The organism is Empedobacter sp. EJD.6dd (genome assembly GCF_057369435.1).
Window position 1 is genome coordinate 599731 of record NZ_CM170667.1, and the last position, 19823, is coordinate 619553.

Consider the following 19823-nt stretch of genomic DNA (forward strand, 5'->3'; position numbering starts at 1 on the left):
TAATTAATTAAATTCTACTATTAAGTTAATAACCAGAGGTATAAATAATTAATTTAAAATGATTCTAAAGTTTATTCTTTTCAATTCATGTGTTCAAAAAAGTTAATTTTGTACAAACAAAACTAGAATGATTAAGACGGTAATTTTTGACATGGATGGTGTAATTGTAGATACAGAACCAGTACATAAATTTGCGTATTTCGAACATTATAAAGAGCTAAATATTAAAGTTAATGAAGAATTATTTGCAACATTTACAGGACAATCTACGAAAAATGTATATCAAATTCTAAAAGAAAAATTTGATTTAAAAGAAGATGTAAATAATTTAGTTTTAAGAAAGCGTGCTATTTTTAATGAAGCTTTTGATACAAAACCTGATTTGTATTTAATAGATGGTGTGGAGAATTTAATAAAAGATTTATATGCGAATGGAATTGAATTGATTTTGGCATCTTCGGCTTCAAAAAGTACAATTGATCGTGTATTTAATCGATTTCATTTAAATCAATATTTTACACATAAAATTTCGGGAGAAAATTTTCCAAAATCAAAACCTGATCCTGCGATTTTTCTTCATACAGCTGATTTAGCTAAATCTGAACATACTGAATGTCTTGTTATCGAAGACAGTACAAATGGAGTAGAGGCAGCTTTTCGCGCAAATCTTTATTGTTTAGGATACAAAAGTGTAAATTCTAAGAAGCAAAATTTAGAAAAAGCAAATTCTATTTGTGATGATTTCAATACAATTAATGCAACTGATATTATTAAATTAAAATAAGCGTTACAATTTGTAACGCTTATTATATTATAAAACTTTTATTTCGAAGACTTTTTCATCATTCAAAAAACCTTCTAATAGATCTTTTGAATTAATTTTTGAAACACCAGCTGGAGTTCCAGTAAAAATTAAATCTCCTTTTTTTAATGTAAAATATTTAGAACATTCAGCGATTAATGTGTTGATATGGAAAATCATATCTTTTGAATTTCCTGTTTGTACATTTCCACCATTTCGATCTAATTTGAAATTTAAATTTTCTAAATCAAAATTTTCTTTAGGAAAGAAATCCGAAGCAAAGGCTGAACCATCAAAAGCTTTCGCAATTTCCCAAGGAAAACGCTTCTCTTTCAATTCTTGTTGCACATCGCGCGCTGTAAAATCAATACCTAAACCAATCTCAGAAAAATAACGATCTGCAAATTGCGGTTGAATCATTTTTCCAACACGGTCTATTTTAATCACAATTTCTGTTTCGAAATGAACTTCTTTTGTAAAAGTTGGAATCACAAATGGAAAACCTTTTCTCAAAATTGCAGAATCAGGTTTCATAAAAAACATAGGAGATTCTGGAATTGGATTATTTAATTCCTTTGCATGTTCAACGTAATTACGTCCTACACAAATAATTTTCATTGCTTAAAAACCGTTTTGTAATTTGATTCGTGTAAAAACTTTCTTCGTGTATAAAGGGAAATCAGCATTCTGAATCCATGAATAATAACCTGGATCTTTTGCAAAAACATCTGTTACAATTTGCCCTTTGTATTTACCAAAAGAAATAATTTCTTGATCTTTATCGTTGTATAAAATAAAACCAGCTAAATCAGCCGTTTTACGTTGAGAAGAAAATTCACTCAAAAATTTGTTGTCATTTTCAAGTTCGTCATATTTCTCTATTTGCGCCATCAAAACTTCGTAAGTTGCAATTGTATCAGCTTCTGCAGAATGCGCATCAATTAGATCTTTATCACAATAATATTTATAAGCTGCACTTAAATTACGAGGTTCCATTTTATGATAAATCACTTGCACATCAATTGGACGATGTTTAGCTAAATCGAAATCAAATCCATTACGTAATAATTCTTCAGCTAAAAGTGGAATATCAAAACGATTAGAATTATAACCAGCTAAATCAGAATCTTTGATTATTTCCATAATTGCAGGAGCAATTTCTTTAAAAGAAGGTGCATCAGCAACATCTTCGTCAGAAATTCCATGTATCAATGTTGTTTCTGGCGGAATTGGAATTCCTGGATTAACTTTCCATGTTTTAACTTCTTTTGTTCCGTCCGTAAAAGCTTTTACAATAGAGATTTCAACGATTCGGTCTTTCGAAACATTTGTTCCTGTTGTTTCTAAATCAAAGAAACAGATATTTTTAGTTAATTTCATTTTATAATTTCTTTTCTGAAAATGATTGAGAAGATGATATACAATAAGATGATAAGTGGAATTGCTGCAACTTGCAACCAAGCCACTAAACCAATTGTAATGATTAAGAAAATGTATTTATAATAATTTTCTGCCCAACCCAATCCTTTAAATTTTAAGGCAAATAATGGTAAATCAATAATTAATAGAATACTAAAGACAATAGAAACAGCGATTAATAAATAGGTATCAATTTCTGGATTGATGATTTGTCCTTTGTTGTAATAGATTGAAAATAATGAAAAAATAAATAAAGTATTAGATGGAGTTGCTAATCCTTTGAAATAGCTTGCTTGATCTTCATCTAAATTAAATTTCGCTAAACGCAAAGCAGAAAACGCCGGAACTAAAAACGCAAATAATGAAATAGCAGAAATTTTTAAGTTCTCATTTTCATAAATAAAATCAGTTGAAAGATGATTGAAAATTGAAAATAACATCAATCCCGGAACAACTCCAAACGAAATACAATCTGCCAAAGAATCTAATTCTTTTCCGATAGGACTACCAATATTCATTAAGCGAGCAACCATTCCATCTAAGAAATCGGCAACTAAAGAAATCAGCATCAAAACCATGACAATTGTAACCGTGGTAGTTGTGATTTGAGCATTACTCGAAATCATAAAAATAGCTGATAATACACCACACGAAAGGTTAAGTAGTGTTAGAAAATTTGGAATTGTAAATAATTTCATAATGAATTTTTCAAGACAAAAATACAAACAAATATTAATCTGAATCCTTTTTGAACACAATAAAACCACTAATTTTGAGTTTTTATATTCGTAATTCATCAATTTTGAAAAAAACATTCCTTTTATTATCTATTCTTGCAAGTCAATTTGCTTTTTCTCAAACTGCACGTAAATATTCAAACGAGTTTTTGAATATAGGTGTAGACGCACGCTCATTCGCAATGGGAAATGCAGTTGTAGCAAATATTGGAAATGCAAATGCAAGTTATTGGAATCCGGCTGGATTAACGGAAATCACGTACGATTGGGAAGCTTCTGCAATGCACGCAGAATATTTTCAGTCAATTGCAAAATTTGATTATGCAGCAGTTGCTATTCCGTTGAGAGAAAGTAATTCTACAATAGCTTTTTCGTTGATGCGTTTTGGTGTTGATGATATTTTGAACACGACAGAATTAATTGATAATCAAGGAAATATAAATTACGATAAAATCTCTAAATTTTCTACAGCAGATTACGCTTTGACGATGTCTTATGCAGGAAATGTCTTCAATAATAAAGACATTCAGTTTGGTGCAAATGCCAAAATAGTTTACCGCCATATCGGGAAATTTGCGCAAGGATTTGGTTTCGGATTAGATCTTGGTTTACAATATCGTACCGATAATAAAATGTATTTTGGTTTGATGGCGCGTGACATTACAACTACTTTTAATGCGTGGAGTATTAACAAAGAAAAAGTAAAAGAAATTTCTATTGATGAACCAAGTAATGAAGGCGAGCCTACAATTTTGAATGATTTACCAGGTGAAAATATCGAGTTAACAATGCCAAAATTACAATTTGGAGTTGGAAAACGATTTGATTTTAATGATCGTTGGTCGCTGTTAGGAGAAGTTGACATGAATTTTGAATTTCAACAAACAAATGCTGCAATTTCTGGAAAAGGCTTTTCAATTTCGCCACAGGCTGGTGTAGAATTAGCTTTTGATGATATGGTTTTTGTTCGAGGTGGATTGAATAATTTGCAAAAAATTGAACAATTTGACGGCAAACAAAAAACTCAAATTCAACCAAATGTTGGAGTAGGATTTAAGTACAAAGGAATTTCGATTGATTATGCTTTGACAAATTTTGGTGATAGTGGAATAGGATTGTATTCTAATATCTTCTCTGTTCGTTTCGAAATGGATAAATGGAGATAAAAAAAATATCAAAATTGAAATATTAGGCATATTGTAAAATAAAAGGTTTAAATTTATTTGAACATTTAATATTTTATAATTTACACTAAATGAAGTTAAGATACGCTTTACTTACAGCCATTTTTCCGTTTTACTTATTTGGTCAAGAAATATATCCAATTCCAAAACAATTAATAAACCAAAATCAAAAAATAAGATTTGAAGGTGTAAAATCAAAACAAATTCAGTTTTCCGATTTTCAGTCAAACAAAGGATTGAAAATTAAATATAAAAAAAATCATTTGATTCTTCAAGAAGGATATAAATTGATTATTTCTCCAAAAACAATTCAAATAGAATACTCTTCAGAACGCGGAAAATTCTACGCAGAAAAAACGCTTTATCAATTATTAGAGCAAGCAAAAGTTGAGAAACAAATTCCTTTAGTTACGATTTCTGATCAACCAGATATAAAATACAGAGGAGTTGTAGAAGGTTTTTATGGTCAACCTTGGTCTCATGAAGATCGAATTTCTCAGTTGAAATTTTATGGAGACAATAAACTAAATACATATATCTACGGACCTAAAGACGATCCTTATCATTCATCACCAAACTGGCGAGAAAATTATCCGACAGATGAAGCAAATAAATTAAAGGAATTGGTTGATTTTGCAACAAAAAATCATGTTGATTTTTATTGGGCGATTCATCCTGGTCAAGATATAAAATGGAATAATCAAGATCGAGATGCTGTTTTACATAAATTCGAGAAAATGTATCAATTAGGCATTCGTCATTTTGCAGTTTTTTTTGATGATATTTCTGGGATTGGAACTGATGCAAATAGACAAGCTGAATTATTAAATTATTTGCAAAAAGAATTTGTCGATAAAAAAGATGATATTGGTGCTTTAATCATGTGTCCAACAGAATACAATAAGGGATGGTCTAATCCAAAAGAAGGGACGTATTTGGATATTTTAGGAGATAAATTAGATCCAAAAATTCATATTATGTGGACAGGAAATACTGTAATTCACGATATTACAAATGAAGGTCAAAAATGGGTAAATAAACGTATTAAACGTCCATCTTTTGTTTGGTGGAATTTTCCTGTTAACGATTATGTTCGAAATCATTTATTATTAGGTTCAGCTTATGGTTTAGATAAAAATAATAAAGATGAAATGTCTGGTTTTGTTTCTAACCCAATGGATAAACCAGAGGTGTCGAAAGTTGCAATTTTTTCTGTAGCAAATTACAGTTGGAATTTAAAAGCTTATGATGATAAAGAGTCTTGGAATGTTGCAATTAATCGTTTGTTTCCAGAAATAAAAGATGAATACAAAATCTTTTCGTCTCATAATGCAGATCCTGGTCCTAGTTATCATCAATACAGAAGGGAAGAATCTGCAAATATCAAATCAATTTTAGAGAATAAATTAATCGAATTAGACAAAGAAAATATAACTCCTTTTTCGCTACAAGATTATACACAATTAAAAACTGAGTTTTTAAAATTTTCTCCAGTTTCAAATCAAATATTAAAAAATGCAAAGAATCAAAGTTTATTGAAGGAAATAAAACCTTGGGTTCAATTTTTTGGAGTTGAAGGTGAGGCTGCATTAAAACTTTTAGACGTTTATCAAGCAGAATCTCTTGATAAAATGTATCAAGAATTTTTAGCGTTTCAGATGTTGAAAAATAAAATGATCGAAATTGACTCGAAAGAAAATCGTGGACACAGCCAACCAGGAATTGTAACTGCAAGTAGATATGTATTACCTTGGATAGAAAAATCAACAATTTTAATACAACAAAAATTAAAGTCTGCAGGTTATAAAATTCAAGAATCGTTGAATCAACCAAAAGGTAAAGTTTTTACAACTATTGAACAGCTACAAACTTTGCCAATCGTAAATGATGTAGAAACAGGAAATAGACCTTTGCAGGTCTTACGATTAACAAAAACGTTAGAGTATATTCCGATGAAACCGAATGATTACATAGGAATAGAAATTACATCGACTAATACTTTGAAAGAGTTTAAATTTAGAGCAGAAGATAAAATTGAAGAATTAGAAATTCAATATAGTCAAGATGGAAAAAATTGGTCAAAACCAAAAACAAAAGAAACAAAATATATTCGTGTTTTGAATACTTCAAATAAAACCATTTATTTAAAATATAATCAATTTGATTTGATTTTTGAATAAACAAAAAAGACTGCAATTTGCAGTCTTTTTTATATAATGTATTTATAATCTTGATTTTATTGTACTGTTTGCATCGTCAATTTGTCTTGTTTTTTTCAATTTTTGGTTTCCGAATTTATAAGATAAACTAATAGAAAACTCTCTATTATATTGTTTTTGCCAAACATTATTGAAATTTCCATTTTCTTGTTTTCCGTTAATTGTTGTGATATTGGTATTGAATAAATCATACGCTTCAAACATCAAAGTCCAGTTATTCCAAATTTTCTTAATATTTACATCAAAACTATGTTGTTTACCAAGTTTTCCAAGTTCAATTTCAAATGGTGATAAATACCAATAATTAACTCCTAAAAACCAATCTTTTTTAGAGGAAAGTCTTATTGTATTATCTAATTTAAAATAAATATTTGAGGATTGACGATCCACAACATAAGTTGAAAGTTTTTCTTCAAAACCTGGTTTTGGAATATATGTAGGATCACTGTTTATCGTTCCTCGATACGTTTGATACATATAAACAAACATATAATTTGTTGACCAAATTCCATCAAAAAAACTTTTATTCATTCCAACTGATAAATTTAACGACTTTTTGTTTCCATAATTCATTCTAATGTAGCGCAAAAAGTCTGTGATTTCGCCAGTTTCAAGATTTTTGATTGTCCCTTGTAAAGGTAATTGGCTTGTTGCATCGTCAATATACTCGAATTCTGCATTGACAAAATATGTGCTTTTGTATAAATAATTCAACTCTTGTTTATAATATTTTGAACTCATCATAAACGGGTTATTTTGAATATAGTTTGTTTGTGTAATATAAATACGAGAAGGATTTAATTCCCAAAAAGCTGGTCTACGAACTCGACTTGAAAAAGAATAACTTAAATTGTGATTCTGATTAATCGAATAGTTTAAAGATAAATAAGGTAAAATATTGTTGTAATTATTTTTGAAGGAATTATTCTTATCAAGTATATCTCCAACTGTTTTAGTGATTTCTAATCGCGTACCAATTTTCCCAGAAAACTTTTCAGAAACTTGTTTTTCAAATGTTAAATATAATCCAGCAATATTTTCTTTGTATAAAAAATGATTACTCAATGTTTCATCTGTTATAAAATTGTCGTTGATAAGATTCTGTTGTTTTGTATCATTATCTGTTTTTGTAAACGTATAATTACCTCCAAATAACCATGTGTTTTCATTCTTTGTTTTTAATGTATAATCTGCATTAGCGCTAAAATTGTTAATAATTTGAGGTACATTTTGTCTGAAAATTTCGATGTTTTCATTGTCTGAAGGAATTGTCGTATTTGTACTTCTCATTTCTCGTTTATAATTAAGAAAAGAAGCGTTTGTCACCAATTTACTTCCCAAACTATCTATTCTTACTTCATGATTTAGGTTAAATGAATGATTTCTTGTTTGGGCATTTTCAAGGTTAATGGTTTGGTTTTTAAATTCGTGATTGTAATAATTATCTAGTTTAAATTTAGAACCAAAGCTTTTATTATATCTAAAATTATATGTTAAACCAATATTTTGATTTTTAGCCAATTCATAATCAAAACCAATGTTTCCACCAATATTTGTATTTGGATCATCTACAATTCCTCTCGATTCATTGATAAAATGTTCATTTCCATTCGATAAAATATTCTTTTCACGCGATTTATTTTTACCTGTATAAATTCCCGAATTAATTGCTAATTTATCTTTTCTATAATTTAAGCCGGTATTCAATCTTTGACTATTAAAAAAAGATTGTTGATCTACAATTCTGACATTTCCATTAAAACCATTTGTGGTTGTCGTTTTCATTACAATATTAATAATTCCTGTATTTGCCTCTACAGAAAATTCACTTCCAGGAGTTGTTATAACTTCTATTTTCTGAATATTCTCAGAAGGTGTGTTCTTCAACATTTCTATAACAGCTTCGTTATCCATGTTAGATTTTCGGCCATTGATGTAAATCATAACGTCTGATTTATTTAGGATTTTAAGATTTTTGCCATCTGTCGAAGAAACCAAAGGAGTTTGCTTAAGAAGATTAAAAGCATCATTCCCTTTTGCTACAGGAGAATTTGAAACATCAAATACAAAACGATCTGCTTTTTTCTGAAAAACTTTTTTAGCAATAACTACTTCTTTCAAGTCAATATTTGGCATATTAACTTTGAATGACTTTTTTACGTCATTATTGATTTCAATTTTTTCTTTATAAATTGTATCAAAATTCACTAAAATAGCGAAATCAAAGTTTCCATTTTCTACATTTTCAAATAGAAAATTTCCTTGCTCATCTGTTACATTAGAAATTTCTGTTTTATCATTAAGCAAAACAATTTCTGCTAACGAAATAGGATTATTATCTTTTTCATTTAATACTTTACCCGAGAATTTTGTTTGTGCCATAACGGAGCAACTCAGACATATCGCAGATATATAAATTAGATGTTTCATAGTGTTAATTTTATTATAGACGTTACTTTCAGTGAATAGTTACACATTTTTATTAATATTCTAAAAATTCTTAGTAGTATAACTTCTACAAATCTATATTAAAAATACTACTATGCAAAACAAAGTACTAAAAAAAACAATTATATGTTTCCATTTTATATTGATTATCAATAGAATATTTGTAAATTTTGTTTTAAAAAATATTATAAAAAAATCATCATCATTTCATTTTTATGTCTAAAAGTGAAATGATGATGATTTGACTAAATAATTATAAGTGTTAATTAAAAATTATTTTTCTATTGGTAAATTTTCGTCAGCACCCCATTCAGACCAAGATCCATCGTAAACTTTTACATTTTCGTAACCAGCAATTGTAGAAGCTAAAGCTAAAATAGAAGCTGTGATTCCAGAACCGCACGAAAAAATATTTTCTTTAGAAGAATCGGTTAATTTTTCAAAAATAAATTGTAATTCTTTTTTTGATTTAAACTTTTCATTATCTAAGACATTTTCAAAGAATAAATTTTTAGAATTAGGAATATGACCACTTCTTAAACCTTGTCTTGGTTCTGGAGAAACACCATTGAAACGCCCTTCTGATCGAGCATCTATAATGATTTTTGAATCATCGTTTATTGCATTTAACATAACTTTTGTATCTGCAAACCAATCTTCTTGAAAATGAGCAATAAAGTCACCTTTTTTAGTAGGTTGTAAATATTCAGAAACAAGTTCAAAATTATTTTTCTTCCAATCAGGTAAACCACCATTTAATACATATACTTCATTGTGTCCCATTGTTTTAAACATCCACCAAACGCGCGGACTTGAATAAACACCCCAACGATCATAACAAACTATAATAGAATCTTGATTGATTCCTAATTCTCTTGCTTGATTTGTAAAAGTCGTTTCATCAACTAAAGTGTGGGGTAGATCAATAGAATGATCTGAAAATTTACCTTCTAAATCAAAAAAACGAGAAGTTGGAATTAATTGCAATTCGTCGTCTTTTAATGATTGATCAACTTTATCAATTGTACAATCTAAAATAATTAGATTATTTAGATTAATATTTTCGTTTAATTCTTGAGCTGTTATAAGTGGAGTTTCAAATTTCATGACATCATATTATTGTATAAAAATAAAAAAACGCAACCATATTTGATTGCGTTTTGAGAAATATCTTTTTGTAAGATTATTTTTGATTTGTTACTTCAGAAACTGGTTCACCAATATTTCCATTTGGCTCTTCAATATGTAATAAAGCTGCTAAAGTAGGAGCGATGTCAGTCATATAAACTCGGTTATTATTTTTACCATGTTTTATTCCCCATCCCATTAATACGAATGGAATATGTGCATCGTAAGAACCCCATGTTCCGTGAGTTGTACCACCAGCATTTTGTTTTCCACCATACCATTGTGGTTCTAAAATATAAGTAATTGCACCACTACGTTTACGATTAAAACCATTAATCATACGTTCTTTAATGATTGCAGGAATTGAAGCTTCACCAATTTTATCCATATCAGCAACGAAAGAAACTCCGTCTACTTTTTGCATAAATTTTACAATTTCATCTTTAATATCTTCTTCATCTAATTTATTTTGTTCGATGATTTGATAGTTTAAATGAACTTGATAATTTGATAATGAACGAACAATTTCGTTTGATTTAAATTTTTCTTGCAATTTAGCATTCAAAGCTTTTTTAACTTCTCCTGTAGGAAAATATCCAGCATTACCTTTTTTATCTTGGAAATATTTTGGATTATGAGCTCCACCATGATCCGCTGTCAAGAAAACTAAATATTGCCCTTTTCCTACTTTTTGATCTAAGTGATTGAATAATTGTTCTAAATCTTTATCTAAGCGTAAATATGTATCTTCAGCTTCGATTGTATTTGGAGAAAATTGATGTCCAACATAATCTGTAGAAGAAAAACTAACTGCCAAGAAATCTGTAACACCATTCGCATTTTGACCTAATTTTTCGTTATCAATAATTTCGATAGCGATATCTTTTGTCAACGAATTTCCGAAAGGCGTAGAGCGAATTAATCCTAAACCATTTGATTTTTTTAAAGCTTTCAAATCATAAGGAAATTGCATTTTATCTAATCCTTTGTAATTTTCACGGTATGGATTACCATCTTTTTCACTCTGTACATACGTATCAATTGGATAAAGCGTAGTCCATTTATCTAAGTATTTGTCCGCAACTTTTCTATCGTTGAATTTTTGTAACCATTTTGGTAACTCGTTCATATAGAATGTACTCGAAACCCAATTACCAGATTCTCCATCAAACCAAAAAGCAGCATCAGCAAAATGTCCAGCAGGTAAAATTCCTCCACGATCTTTTAAAGAAACTCCATATACTTTTGAGCGAAAATTAGTTGCTAATTTTAATTGATCTGTAACCGTAGAAGTCAACAAGTTTTTTGGAGACATTTTACCAGCTTTAGACGAAGTTCCAACTCCATTTACAGCATCATCTTGCGTACAATACATTTCTTGTCCAGTTGATTGAATGATAAAATCATTTCCAGCAATACCATGAATAGCAGGAACAGAACCTGTGTATATCGTACTATGACCAATAGCTGTATAAGTAGGAATGTAAGGAATATAAGTATTTTCGTTGCTAAATCCTTCATTTAACATACGTTTGAAACCACCTTCAGAATAACGATCTTGGTAACGATATAAATAATCCCAACGCATTTGATCAACAACAACACCTACAACTAATTTAGGACGGCTTACATCTTGTTGCGCATATATAGACAATCCTGCAAAAAGCCCTAAAACACTTAAAAAAGTTTTATTAAATTTCATTTTAAAAATTTTACAACAACAAATGTAACAATTAAATTTTGGGCAAAATTTAAATTATAATTAAATAATTAGTAAATTAAACAAAATCATAAAAAATAAAAATATGAGTGCAAAGCCTGTAGAAATAGTTGAGATTTTTGATGTTTCCATTGATAAAGTATGGAATGCATTAACAACAAAATCTGCTTTTGACAAATGGTATTTTGATATTGAAAAATTTAATCTAGAAGTTGGTTTCGAGTTCGAATTTTATGGCGGGTCTTATTTACATCATTGTAAAATAGTAGAAATAAATCCTATCAATAAGTTAGCATATACTTGGAAATATCCTGTTTATGAAGGAAATTCTGTTGTATCATTTACTTTAGAGGAATTGACAGATGAGATTGTCCCACAAACAAAGTTGACCTTAATTCATGAAGGAATAGAAACTTTTCCTCCTGAAGATATGAATTTTTCAAGAGAAAGTTTTGAAGCTGGTTGGTCAGAAATTATCCGAATTAGTTTAAAAAATTATTTAGAAGGAAATACTGACGAAGATTCGAAAGTTGAATAAACAAAAAAAGAGACTTCGTCAAGTCTCTTTTAATTTTTTTAACAGCTTATTATTTTTTGAATAATACTGTGATTCCTTCTTGATTTGGTAAAATCGGACGAGGATCTTCTGCTGTAACTATTCCTGCTTTTTCTTTTCTTAAATTCGCAACCCAAAATGGAATCCAAGAGATAGCCATCGTTGCAAAGAAGATGATACCCCAGAATCCGCATAAAGCGATTGTTAAGAATAATAAGAAACCTAAAAATTGAATCATGATTTTATTTTTATGTGATACAAACTTAGTAAATAAAATTAACAGAAATACTAACATTAATCACTTTTCTTTCATCAAACGATTTCTTAAATTTGTGAGATAAGTAAACAATTATATAAATAATAAAAATACAAAATGGAATACAGAATTGAGAAAGACACCATGGGGGAAGTAAAAGTTCCTGCAGACAAATATTGGGGTGCTCAAACAGAACGTTCAAGAAATAACTTTAAAATTGGTCCAGCTGCTTCAATGCCAAAAGAAATCATTGAAGGTTTTGCTTATCTTAAGAAAGCTGCTGCTTATGCAAATGCAGAATTAGGTGTATTACCAGTAGAAAAAAGAGATGCTATTGCAGTTGTTTGTGATGAAATTTTAGCTGGAAAATTAGACGATCAGTTTCCATTAGTAATTTGGCAAACAGGTTCTGGAACACAATCTAATATGAATGTGAACGAAGTTGTTGCTAACCGTGCGCAAGTATTGGCAGGTGGAAAAATTGGAGAAGGAGAACCAGTTTTGAAAGCGAATGATGACGTTAACAAATCTCAATCTTCTAACGATACTTATCCAACAGGAATGCACATTGCAGCTTATAAAGCTGTAGTTGAAGTTACAATTCCAGGTGTTGAACAATTACGCGATACGTTAGCTAAAAAAGCTGAAGAATTTAAAAGCGTTGTGAAAATTGGTCGTACACACTTAATGGATGCAACTCCATTAACATTAGGACAAGAAATTTCTGGATATGTAGCACAATTAAATCATGGTTTAAAAGCATTAAGAAATACGTTAGAGCATTTATCTGAATTAGCTTTAGGAGGAACTGCTGTAGGAACAGGTCTTAATACACCAGAAGGATACGATGTAGTTGTAGCTAAATATATTGCTGAATTTACAGGTCATCCATTTGTTACTGCTGAAAATAAATTTGAAGCGTTAGCTGCTCACGATGCTATCGTTGAAACTCACGGAGCGTTGAAACAATTAGCCGTTTCATTAAACAAAATTGCAAATGATGTTCGTATGTTAGCTTCAGGTCCTCGTTCAGGTATTGGTGAAATTATTATTCCAGAAAATGAACCAGGATCTTCTATCATGCCAGGTAAAGTAAATCCTACGCAATGTGAAGCATTAACTATGGTTGCTGCTCAAGTAATGGGTAATGATGTTGCAATTACAATTGGTGGTACACAAGGACATTATGAATTAAATGTTTTCAAACCATTAATGGCTGCTAACTTCTTACAATCAGCACGTTTATTAGGAGATGCTTGTGTTTCTTTCGACGAACATTGTGCCCAAGGTATTGAACCAAATTACGCTCGTATCAAAGAGTTAGTAGATAATTCGCTAATGTTAGTAACTGCACTTAATACTAAAATTGGTTACTATAAAGCTGCTGAAATTGCACAAACAGCGCATAAAAATAACTCAACGTTAAAAGAAACTGCTATTGCATTAGGATATGTAACTGCTGAACAATTTGACGAATGGGTAAAACCAGAAGATATGGTTGGTTCTTTAAAATAAGACATAACAAATCGTTATAGTTAAGAGGTTACTTTTGTAGCCTCTTTTTTTTGTTATAAAAATAATTGAGAAAAAATTCCTTTTATAAAAGGAAAAATTGTACCTTTAGTAAAAGTTTAGAATTATGGCAACAGTTAAACTAAAAAGTTACAAGCAAATCATTGATGAAATCCCAGAAGTAAGAGATTTCGCTAATGTTTATTTTTATGTAAATAGATATGATATTGATCAAAAATACATCAAATATCTAGACGAATTATCTGGTTTGAAAGATGATATTATTTCGAATTGGTTAAATATTACTACACGTACGTATAGAAATTATAAAACAAAAGATATTTCATTAAAGGATAATACCAAAGAACATGTTGTTTTATTAATCTCTTTATACAAGCATGGTTTAGAGGTTTTTAGTACAAAAGATGATTTTGAGAATTGGTTAACAACTCCAAATGTTTTACTAGATAAAAAAGCACCAATGGATTTTTTAGATACAGTATCTGGTTTAAAATTTATCGATAATCGTTTAACAGCTATAGAATACGGAGAAAACGTTTAAGATGTTGGTTTACAATATTCGTAAGGCTAAATATGCAAAATCATTACAAGCTTCTGGAGTTGCCAACAGATGGAATAAAAATGATGAGTTTATAATATATACGGGTAGTACGCGCGCATTATCAACCTTAGAATTGGTAGTTCATCGAAGTTCTATTAATATTGATAATTCGTACAAATTATTAGTGATTGAAATTGATTGCACAGAAGATGAAATTTACAATGTAAAGGATTCTAAATTACCGAAAAATTGGCAATCTGTTGAATCTTATCCGAAGTTACAAGAAATTGGCTCTGCTTGGTATCAAGATTTTAAATATTTGGTCATGAAAGTTCCTTCGTCAATCATTCCGAAAGAATACAATTATTTAATTAATACCAAACATCCTAATTTTTCTTCGAAAGTTAAAATCAAAGAATTAGAAGATTATAATTGGGATGATCGTTTATTATAAAGCATAAAAAAATCGACTAAATATTTAGTCGATTTTTTTGTATATATGGAGATTTATATCTTTTTATATTTCAATAACAAACTGTTTGTTACAACACTTACACTACTCAAAGCCATTGCCGCTCCAGCTATCATAGGATCTAATAAAAACCCGTTGATTGGATAAAGAACACCTGCAGCAATTGGAATACCGATTACATTATAAATAAATGCCCAGAACAAATTTTGATGAATAGTTTTTACTGTTTGTATTGAAAGATTTATAGCATGATCAATTTTTGTTAAATCTCCACCGATCAATGTTACTTCTGCAACATCAATTGCAATATCAGATCCATTTCCCATTGCAATCGAAACATCTGCTTGAGCCAAAGCTGCACTATCATTAATTCCATCACCAACCATCGCAACAATTTTACCTTTATGTTGTAAATCTTTGATGATATTCATTTTATCATTTGGTAAAGCATTCGCTACAACCTGATCAATCCCAACTTGTTTTGCAATTGCATTGGCAGAGAATTCATTATCACCAGTAACCATCCAAACTTCTATTCCTTTATCATGGAATGCTTTTATTGCTTCAATAGATGTTGCTTTAAATTCATCTGAAATTCCAATCAAACCTAAAACTTTTTCATTATTACCAAAGAAAGAAGTTGTATAATTTTTAGTTGAAAAATCTTGAATTTTTTGTTTTACATTTTCATCAATCTGAATATTCAATTCGTTTATCCAACTCGTTTTCCCTACGTAATATTCATTGTTAGAAATAGTTGCTTTTAATCCTTTTCCAGAAATATCTTCAACTTTTAAATCAAGTAAAACATCTTGTTTACCAATGTGTTCTGTAATAGCTTTTGCCAATGGATGTTGAGAATTACTTTCGATTGTATAAAGTACATTTTTAGCAGAATCATCAAACCAAATCAATTCTTGTACTTTAGGTTTACCTTCGGTAATAGTTCCTGTTTTATCTAAAATAATGGTATCAATTTTCTTAGACAATTCTAAACTTTCGGCATTTTTAATCAAAATTCCTTGTTCAGCACCTTTTCCCATACCAACCATAATTGCAGTAGGCGTTGCTAAACCAAGTGCACAAGGACACGCGATTACAAGAACCGTTATCATTGATAAAAGTGCCATTGTAAAGGCATTTTCTTGACCTAAAACTAACCATGTAATAAAAGTTAGAACTGCAATAATAATCACAATCGGAACAAAAATTCCTGCGATTTTATCCACCAATTGTTGTACAGGAGCTTTACTACCTTGGGCATTTTTTACGGATTGAATAATTTGAGCTAAAAGCGTATCATTTCCAACTTTTAATGCTTTATATTGAATAGGAGAATTTTGGTTTAATGTTCCTGAAAAAACAGTCGCATCAATTCCTTTTTCGACAGGGATAGGTTCACCAGTTAAGAAACTTTCATCGATAAAAGATTCACCTGAAACAATAATTCCATCAACTGCAATTTTATCTCCAGGTTTAGCTAAAATAAAGTCTCCAATTTGTACATCTTCAATTTTCACTTCAACTTGATTTCCATCTTTTAAAACAGAAACCGTATTTGGTTGTAAACCAATTAATTTTTTAATTGCTTCTGATGTATTTCCTTTCGCGCGCTCTTCCATCAATTTTCCAATCAAAATGAAAACGATGATTAATCCTGCAGCTTCAAAATATGGATGTGCATGTAAACCTTTGCTGTGCCAATATTCTGGAAATAATGTATTGAAAACACTAAATAAATAAGCGACACCAGTACTTAAAGCCACTAAAGTATCCATATTTGCCGATTTATTTTTCAATTGTTTCCAAGCTCCAATAAAAAATTGTTGACCGAAAATGAATAGAATAGGAGTGGAAAGTGCCCACATGATATAGTTACCATAAGGCATATTCATAAAAAACATTCCTATAATAAATAATGGAACACCAAAAATAAGTGCCCAAATCACTTTATTTTTTAATGAATTATATTTTTCTTCGTGAAGTTGCTCAATTTCTTCATCTTGATTTTTTGATTCATCAATCACTAAGTCGTAACCAAGCTCAACCAATGCATGTTTAAGATTTTCTGGAGAAGTCAGAGAAGGAATATATTCTATTTTTCCCATACCATTTCCATAATTCACCTCTGCATTTACAACTCCAGGTTGACGTTTAAGATTAGCTTGAGAACTACTCGCACACGAAGCACATGTCATATTGAGAACAGGATATGCTTTTTCGACAGAATCAATCTTGAAATTGTTTTGTTTTAAGATTTCGTAAACTTTCCCAGATACTTTAGGCATTTTTTTTGCCGTAAGTGAAATCGTTTTATTGTTTAAATCAATAAGAAAACTATCTAAATTTTCAACTTCTGAGATTAATTGATTTAATTCAGAAACTTGATTTTCAGAATTTAAATTGAGTATAGGTATATTAAGTGTTTGTGCATTCATAACTGTCATTTTATAATACAAATTTCCGAAGATATTGGCGAGAAAGTCTTATATAATTTTAGAATTATCTTATATGATTAATCTACCATTTCTCTTTCAACAAACCTTCTAATTGATCTATTTCTTCTTGATACATCGTTTTTTTACGTGTTCCGAAATAAAGCGTATTCTCAACTGGATTTTGACCTTCCCAAACTATTTTGATTTTGTTATTAGATAAAGCATCCGAACAAAGAAAATCAGGAACAATTGAAAAACCTATGTTATCACTTAAACAACGAATAATCGAACTGATATTTGGAACGATATAATTCGGACTAAAATCGGGATGTTCGCCAAAGTTTTTCGTCCAAAAATCTCGTAAATGATTCATGTCAGCAGCAGTACTGTACCACAATTGTTGTTTCAGTAAATTTGATACTTCTGCTATTTTTCCATTTTTCAGTAATCCTTCAAGTTCTGAAGTATCTGTTTTACTTCCAGCAATCAACACAATTCGTTCTTTCGAAAACGGTTCGTACGAAATATTTTGTTGTGTTCCTTTTTGAGGCGTAATAATTAAATCTAACAAACCATTGTCTAAATCATGTTGCATTTGCGGATATTCGCCAAATTTAATAATCAAATTAAAAGGCAATTCTGCAATATGTTCTTCTAATGTATACTGAAAAGTCTCAAAACACATACCCACACTAATGGTTACGCGCTCATCTTGTGCACGTTTATGGAAATGTTGTTCGCCATTTTCAAGCTTTTTCAGTGGATCAATGATATAATTGTAAAATATTTTTCCTTTTTCGGTCGGAACCATTTTACGTGCCGAGCGATCAAATAATTTCGAACCCGTATAAGCTTCCAACGAGTTTAAGTGCAAACTAACACCAGGCTGCGAAATAAATAATTCTTGTGCCGCTGCCGATAAAGTTCCCGTTTCGTAAATCGCTTTAAATGTGCGCAACCATTCTAAATTCCAATGCATAATTTCTTGTTTTAAATTTAATCATAAGGTAAATCGTCTGGATTTATATCGATATAATCAGGATTTGGAAGTACCGATAATCGATAAGCTGCAATAGAAGTTAAACCCTCCAAATGTGCTTTTACCACACGATGCATACCATCCATTAACTTACCTTCTGGGCAAATAATTATAGGATAAGATAAATCAGCTTCATTAACTAATTTTATATGTTCGGTAATTGATCGACAGGTAGGCGAATCACCTTCATCGCTGTACCAATAAGTTTCGTTAAACTCATTGATGTCATTTAAAGCAATTACTTCTGGTTGAAGTCCTTGCGTTAACAAAATCAATCGATCGACATCCCAAGCACAAAGCTGTTGATTTATCTGACGAAAATGATATTGCTTTCTCATTCTATTATAATTATGATACAAATATACAATTTAAATTATTTTTATAATTAATAATAATGATAGAAATTTGCAGTATCAATAATTAAAATTATAGAAATGAATATATTTATTATCAACGGAGCTCAAAAATTCGCACATTCAGGCGGAGCTTTCAATAAAACATTAAATAACTGGACGACAGAATTTTTACAAGAAAAAGGTTTCGAAATTCGATCAACAAATATTAACGATGAATTTGATGCTTTTGAAGAAGTCGAAAATTTTAAATGGGCAGATTTGATTATTTACCATTTTCCGGTTTGGTGGTTTCAAGTTCCAAATCGTATGAAATTTTATATCGACGAAGTTTTTACGGCTGGTCATGAAAATGGAATCTATAAAAATGATGGTCGTTCACGCAAAAATCCCGAAATAAATTACGGAACTGGTGGTTTGATGTATGGCAAAAAATACATGGTTAACACGACTTGGAATGCGCCCGAAACGGCTTTTACGTTAGAAGGTGAGTTCTTCGATCAAAAATCGGTTGATGACAGTGTTTTATTCGGTTTTCATAAAATGAATCAGTTTGCAGCTTTGGAAAGAATCAATGGATTTCACTTTCATGATTTAGAAAAAAATGCGACAGAAGAGCGTGTAAATGCGTACGAAAAAGCTTATAAAGAGCATTTAGAAGATGTTTTCACTAATTTAAAAAAGTAACAAATGCAGATTTATATTACAGCAATTATCAAGTCGAAACCAGAATATAGAGCAGAAGTTCAGGCGGTTTTGCAAAATATGGTGCAAGAAACAAAAAAGGAAAAAGCGTGTTTATTATATGATTTGCACCAAGGTTTAACAGACGAAAACACCTTTGTTTTCTATGAAATTTGGGAAAATCAAGCAGGTTTAGATCTTCATAATCAACAAAGTTATATTCAAGAATTTGGGAAAATCGTTTCTGAAAAATTGCAAGAAACACCACAAATTTATTTAACAAAAAAACTATAA

Annotated in this window: 19 protein-coding genes; 9 read left to right on the top strand and 10 right to left on the bottom strand. The window is 30.0% G+C overall.

The genetic code is table 11. From position 1 onward, the window contains the following. Positions 1–127: 127 nt before the first annotated feature. A complete protein-coding gene (locus AC2I98_RS02805; RefSeq protein ID WP_486413115.1) occupies positions 128–784 on the top strand; it encodes an HAD family hydrolase in 657 nt (218 codons plus the stop codon). Between the two features lie 27 nt (positions 785–811). Here AC2I98_RS02805 and AC2I98_RS02810 read toward each other — a convergent pair whose 3' ends face one another. Genes AC2I98_RS02810 through AC2I98_RS02820 form a run of 3 tightly spaced genes read right to left on the bottom strand, consistent with a single transcriptional unit; the run spans position 812 to position 2919 of the window. Beyond that, a complete protein-coding gene (locus tag AC2I98_RS02810) occupies positions 812–1420 on the bottom strand; it encodes a fumarylacetoacetate hydrolase family protein (protein WP_486413116.1) in 609 nt (202 codons plus the stop codon). A 3-nt stretch (positions 1421–1423) separates the two neighbouring features. Then, the gene (locus AC2I98_RS02815) at positions 1424–2182 is read right to left on the bottom strand and encodes an exonuclease domain-containing protein (RefSeq protein WP_486413117.1); all 759 of its coding nucleotides are present in this window, start codon (positions 2180–2182) and stop codon (positions 1424–1426) included. Beyond that, positions 2179–2919, bottom strand: a complete 741-nt coding sequence (locus tag AC2I98_RS02820; RefSeq protein WP_486413118.1) for a CDP-alcohol phosphatidyltransferase family protein — start codon at positions 2917–2919, stop codon at positions 2179–2181. Before AC2I98_RS02820 ends, AC2I98_RS02815 begins: the two co-directional genes overlap by 4 nt. A gap of 104 nt (positions 2920–3023) precedes the next feature. On the opposite strand from AC2I98_RS02820, the gene AC2I98_RS02825 reads away from it, so the two are divergent. Then, positions 3024–4124, top strand: a complete 1101-nt coding sequence (locus AC2I98_RS02825) for a putative type IX sorting system protein PorV2 (RefSeq protein ID WP_486414054.1) — start codon at positions 3024–3026, stop codon at positions 4122–4124. A gap of 89 nt (positions 4125–4213) precedes the next feature. Beyond that, entirely contained in the window at positions 4214–6322 is a 2109-nt protein-coding gene (locus AC2I98_RS02830) for a beta-N-acetylglucosaminidase domain-containing protein (protein WP_486413119.1), read from the top strand. 42 nt (positions 6323–6364) lie between these two features. On the opposite strand, the gene AC2I98_RS02835 is transcribed toward AC2I98_RS02830, so the two are convergent. The 3 genes from AC2I98_RS02835 to pafA all read right to left on the bottom strand — a co-directional run bounded on the left by AC2I98_RS02835 (position 6365) and on the right by pafA (position 11639). Continuing rightward, a complete protein-coding gene (locus tag AC2I98_RS02835) occupies positions 6365–8743 on the bottom strand; it encodes an outer membrane beta-barrel protein (RefSeq protein WP_486413120.1) in 2379 nt (792 codons plus the stop codon). Positions 8744–9082: 339 nt separating this feature from the next. After that, positions 9083–9916 (bottom strand): sulfurtransferase, encoded by an 834-nt coding sequence (locus tag AC2I98_RS02840; RefSeq protein ID WP_486413121.1) that lies wholly within the window; start codon positions 9914–9916, stop codon positions 9083–9085. 76 nt (positions 9917–9992) lie between these two features. Further along, positions 9993–11639 carry an alkaline phosphatase PafA gene (gene pafA, locus AC2I98_RS02845; RefSeq protein WP_486413122.1) on the bottom strand — a complete coding sequence of 549 codons (1647 nt, stop codon included), beginning with the start codon at positions 11637–11639 and terminating at the stop codon, positions 9993–9995. A 103-nt stretch (positions 11640–11742) separates the two neighbouring features. On the opposite strand from pafA, the gene AC2I98_RS02850 reads away from it, so the two are divergent. Then, positions 11743–12195 carry an SRPBCC family protein gene (locus AC2I98_RS02850; protein WP_486413123.1) on the top strand — a complete coding sequence of 151 codons (453 nt, stop codon included), beginning with the start codon at positions 11743–11745 and terminating at the stop codon, positions 12193–12195. A gap of 49 nt (positions 12196–12244) precedes the next feature. Here AC2I98_RS02850 and AC2I98_RS02855 read toward each other — a convergent pair whose 3' ends face one another. After that, complete coding sequence (locus tag AC2I98_RS02855; RefSeq protein WP_038334195.1) at positions 12245–12451, bottom strand: hypothetical protein; 207 nt, start codon at positions 12449–12451, stop codon at positions 12245–12247. Between the two features lie 135 nt (positions 12452–12586). Between AC2I98_RS02855 and fumC the strand changes: the two genes are divergently transcribed. The 3 genes from fumC to AC2I98_RS02870 all read left to right on the top strand — a co-directional run bounded on the left by fumC (position 12587) and on the right by AC2I98_RS02870 (position 14997). Continuing rightward, the gene (gene fumC / locus AC2I98_RS02860; protein ID WP_486413124.1) at positions 12587–13984 is read left to right on the top strand and encodes a class II fumarate hydratase; all 1398 of its coding nucleotides are present in this window, start codon (positions 12587–12589) and stop codon (positions 13982–13984) included. Positions 13985–14108: 124 nt separating this feature from the next. Then, entirely contained in the window at positions 14109–14543 is a 435-nt protein-coding gene (locus tag AC2I98_RS02865) for an antitoxin Xre/MbcA/ParS toxin-binding domain-containing protein (protein ID WP_486413125.1), read from the top strand. Position 14544: 1 nt separating this feature from the next. Next, on the top strand, positions 14545–14997 hold the full coding sequence (locus AC2I98_RS02870) for an RES family NAD+ phosphorylase (protein WP_486413126.1): 453 nt from the start codon (positions 14545–14547) through the stop codon (positions 14995–14997). Positions 14998–15050: 53 nt separating this feature from the next. On the opposite strand, the gene AC2I98_RS02875 is transcribed toward AC2I98_RS02870, so the two are convergent. The 3 genes from AC2I98_RS02875 to AC2I98_RS02885 form a co-directional block, all read right to left on the bottom strand. Then, positions 15051–17453, bottom strand: coding sequence for a heavy metal translocating P-type ATPase (locus tag AC2I98_RS02875; RefSeq protein ID WP_486413127.1), 2403 nt, complete (start codon positions 17451–17453; stop codon positions 15051–15053). Positions 17454–17535: 82 nt separating this feature from the next. After that, positions 17536–18432, bottom strand: coding sequence for a LysR family transcriptional regulator (locus AC2I98_RS02880; RefSeq protein ID WP_486413128.1), 897 nt, complete (start codon positions 18430–18432; stop codon positions 17536–17538). 17 nt (positions 18433–18449) lie between these two features. Beyond that, entirely contained in the window at positions 18450–18830 is a 381-nt protein-coding gene (locus AC2I98_RS02885; RefSeq protein ID WP_486413129.1) for a hypothetical protein, read from the bottom strand. 96 nt (positions 18831–18926) lie between these two features. Here AC2I98_RS02885 and AC2I98_RS02890 point away from each other — a divergent pair, with 96 nt between their 5' ends. Together AC2I98_RS02890 and AC2I98_RS02895 are read left to right on the top strand one after the other, a co-directional pair. Next, entirely contained in the window at positions 18927–19532 is a 606-nt protein-coding gene (locus AC2I98_RS02890; RefSeq protein WP_486413130.1) for an NAD(P)H-dependent oxidoreductase, read from the top strand. 3 nt (positions 19533–19535) lie between these two features. Next, positions 19536–19823: a putative quinol monooxygenase gene (locus AC2I98_RS02895; protein ID WP_486413131.1), complete on the top strand. Its 288-nt coding sequence runs from the start codon at positions 19536–19538 to the stop codon at positions 19821–19823.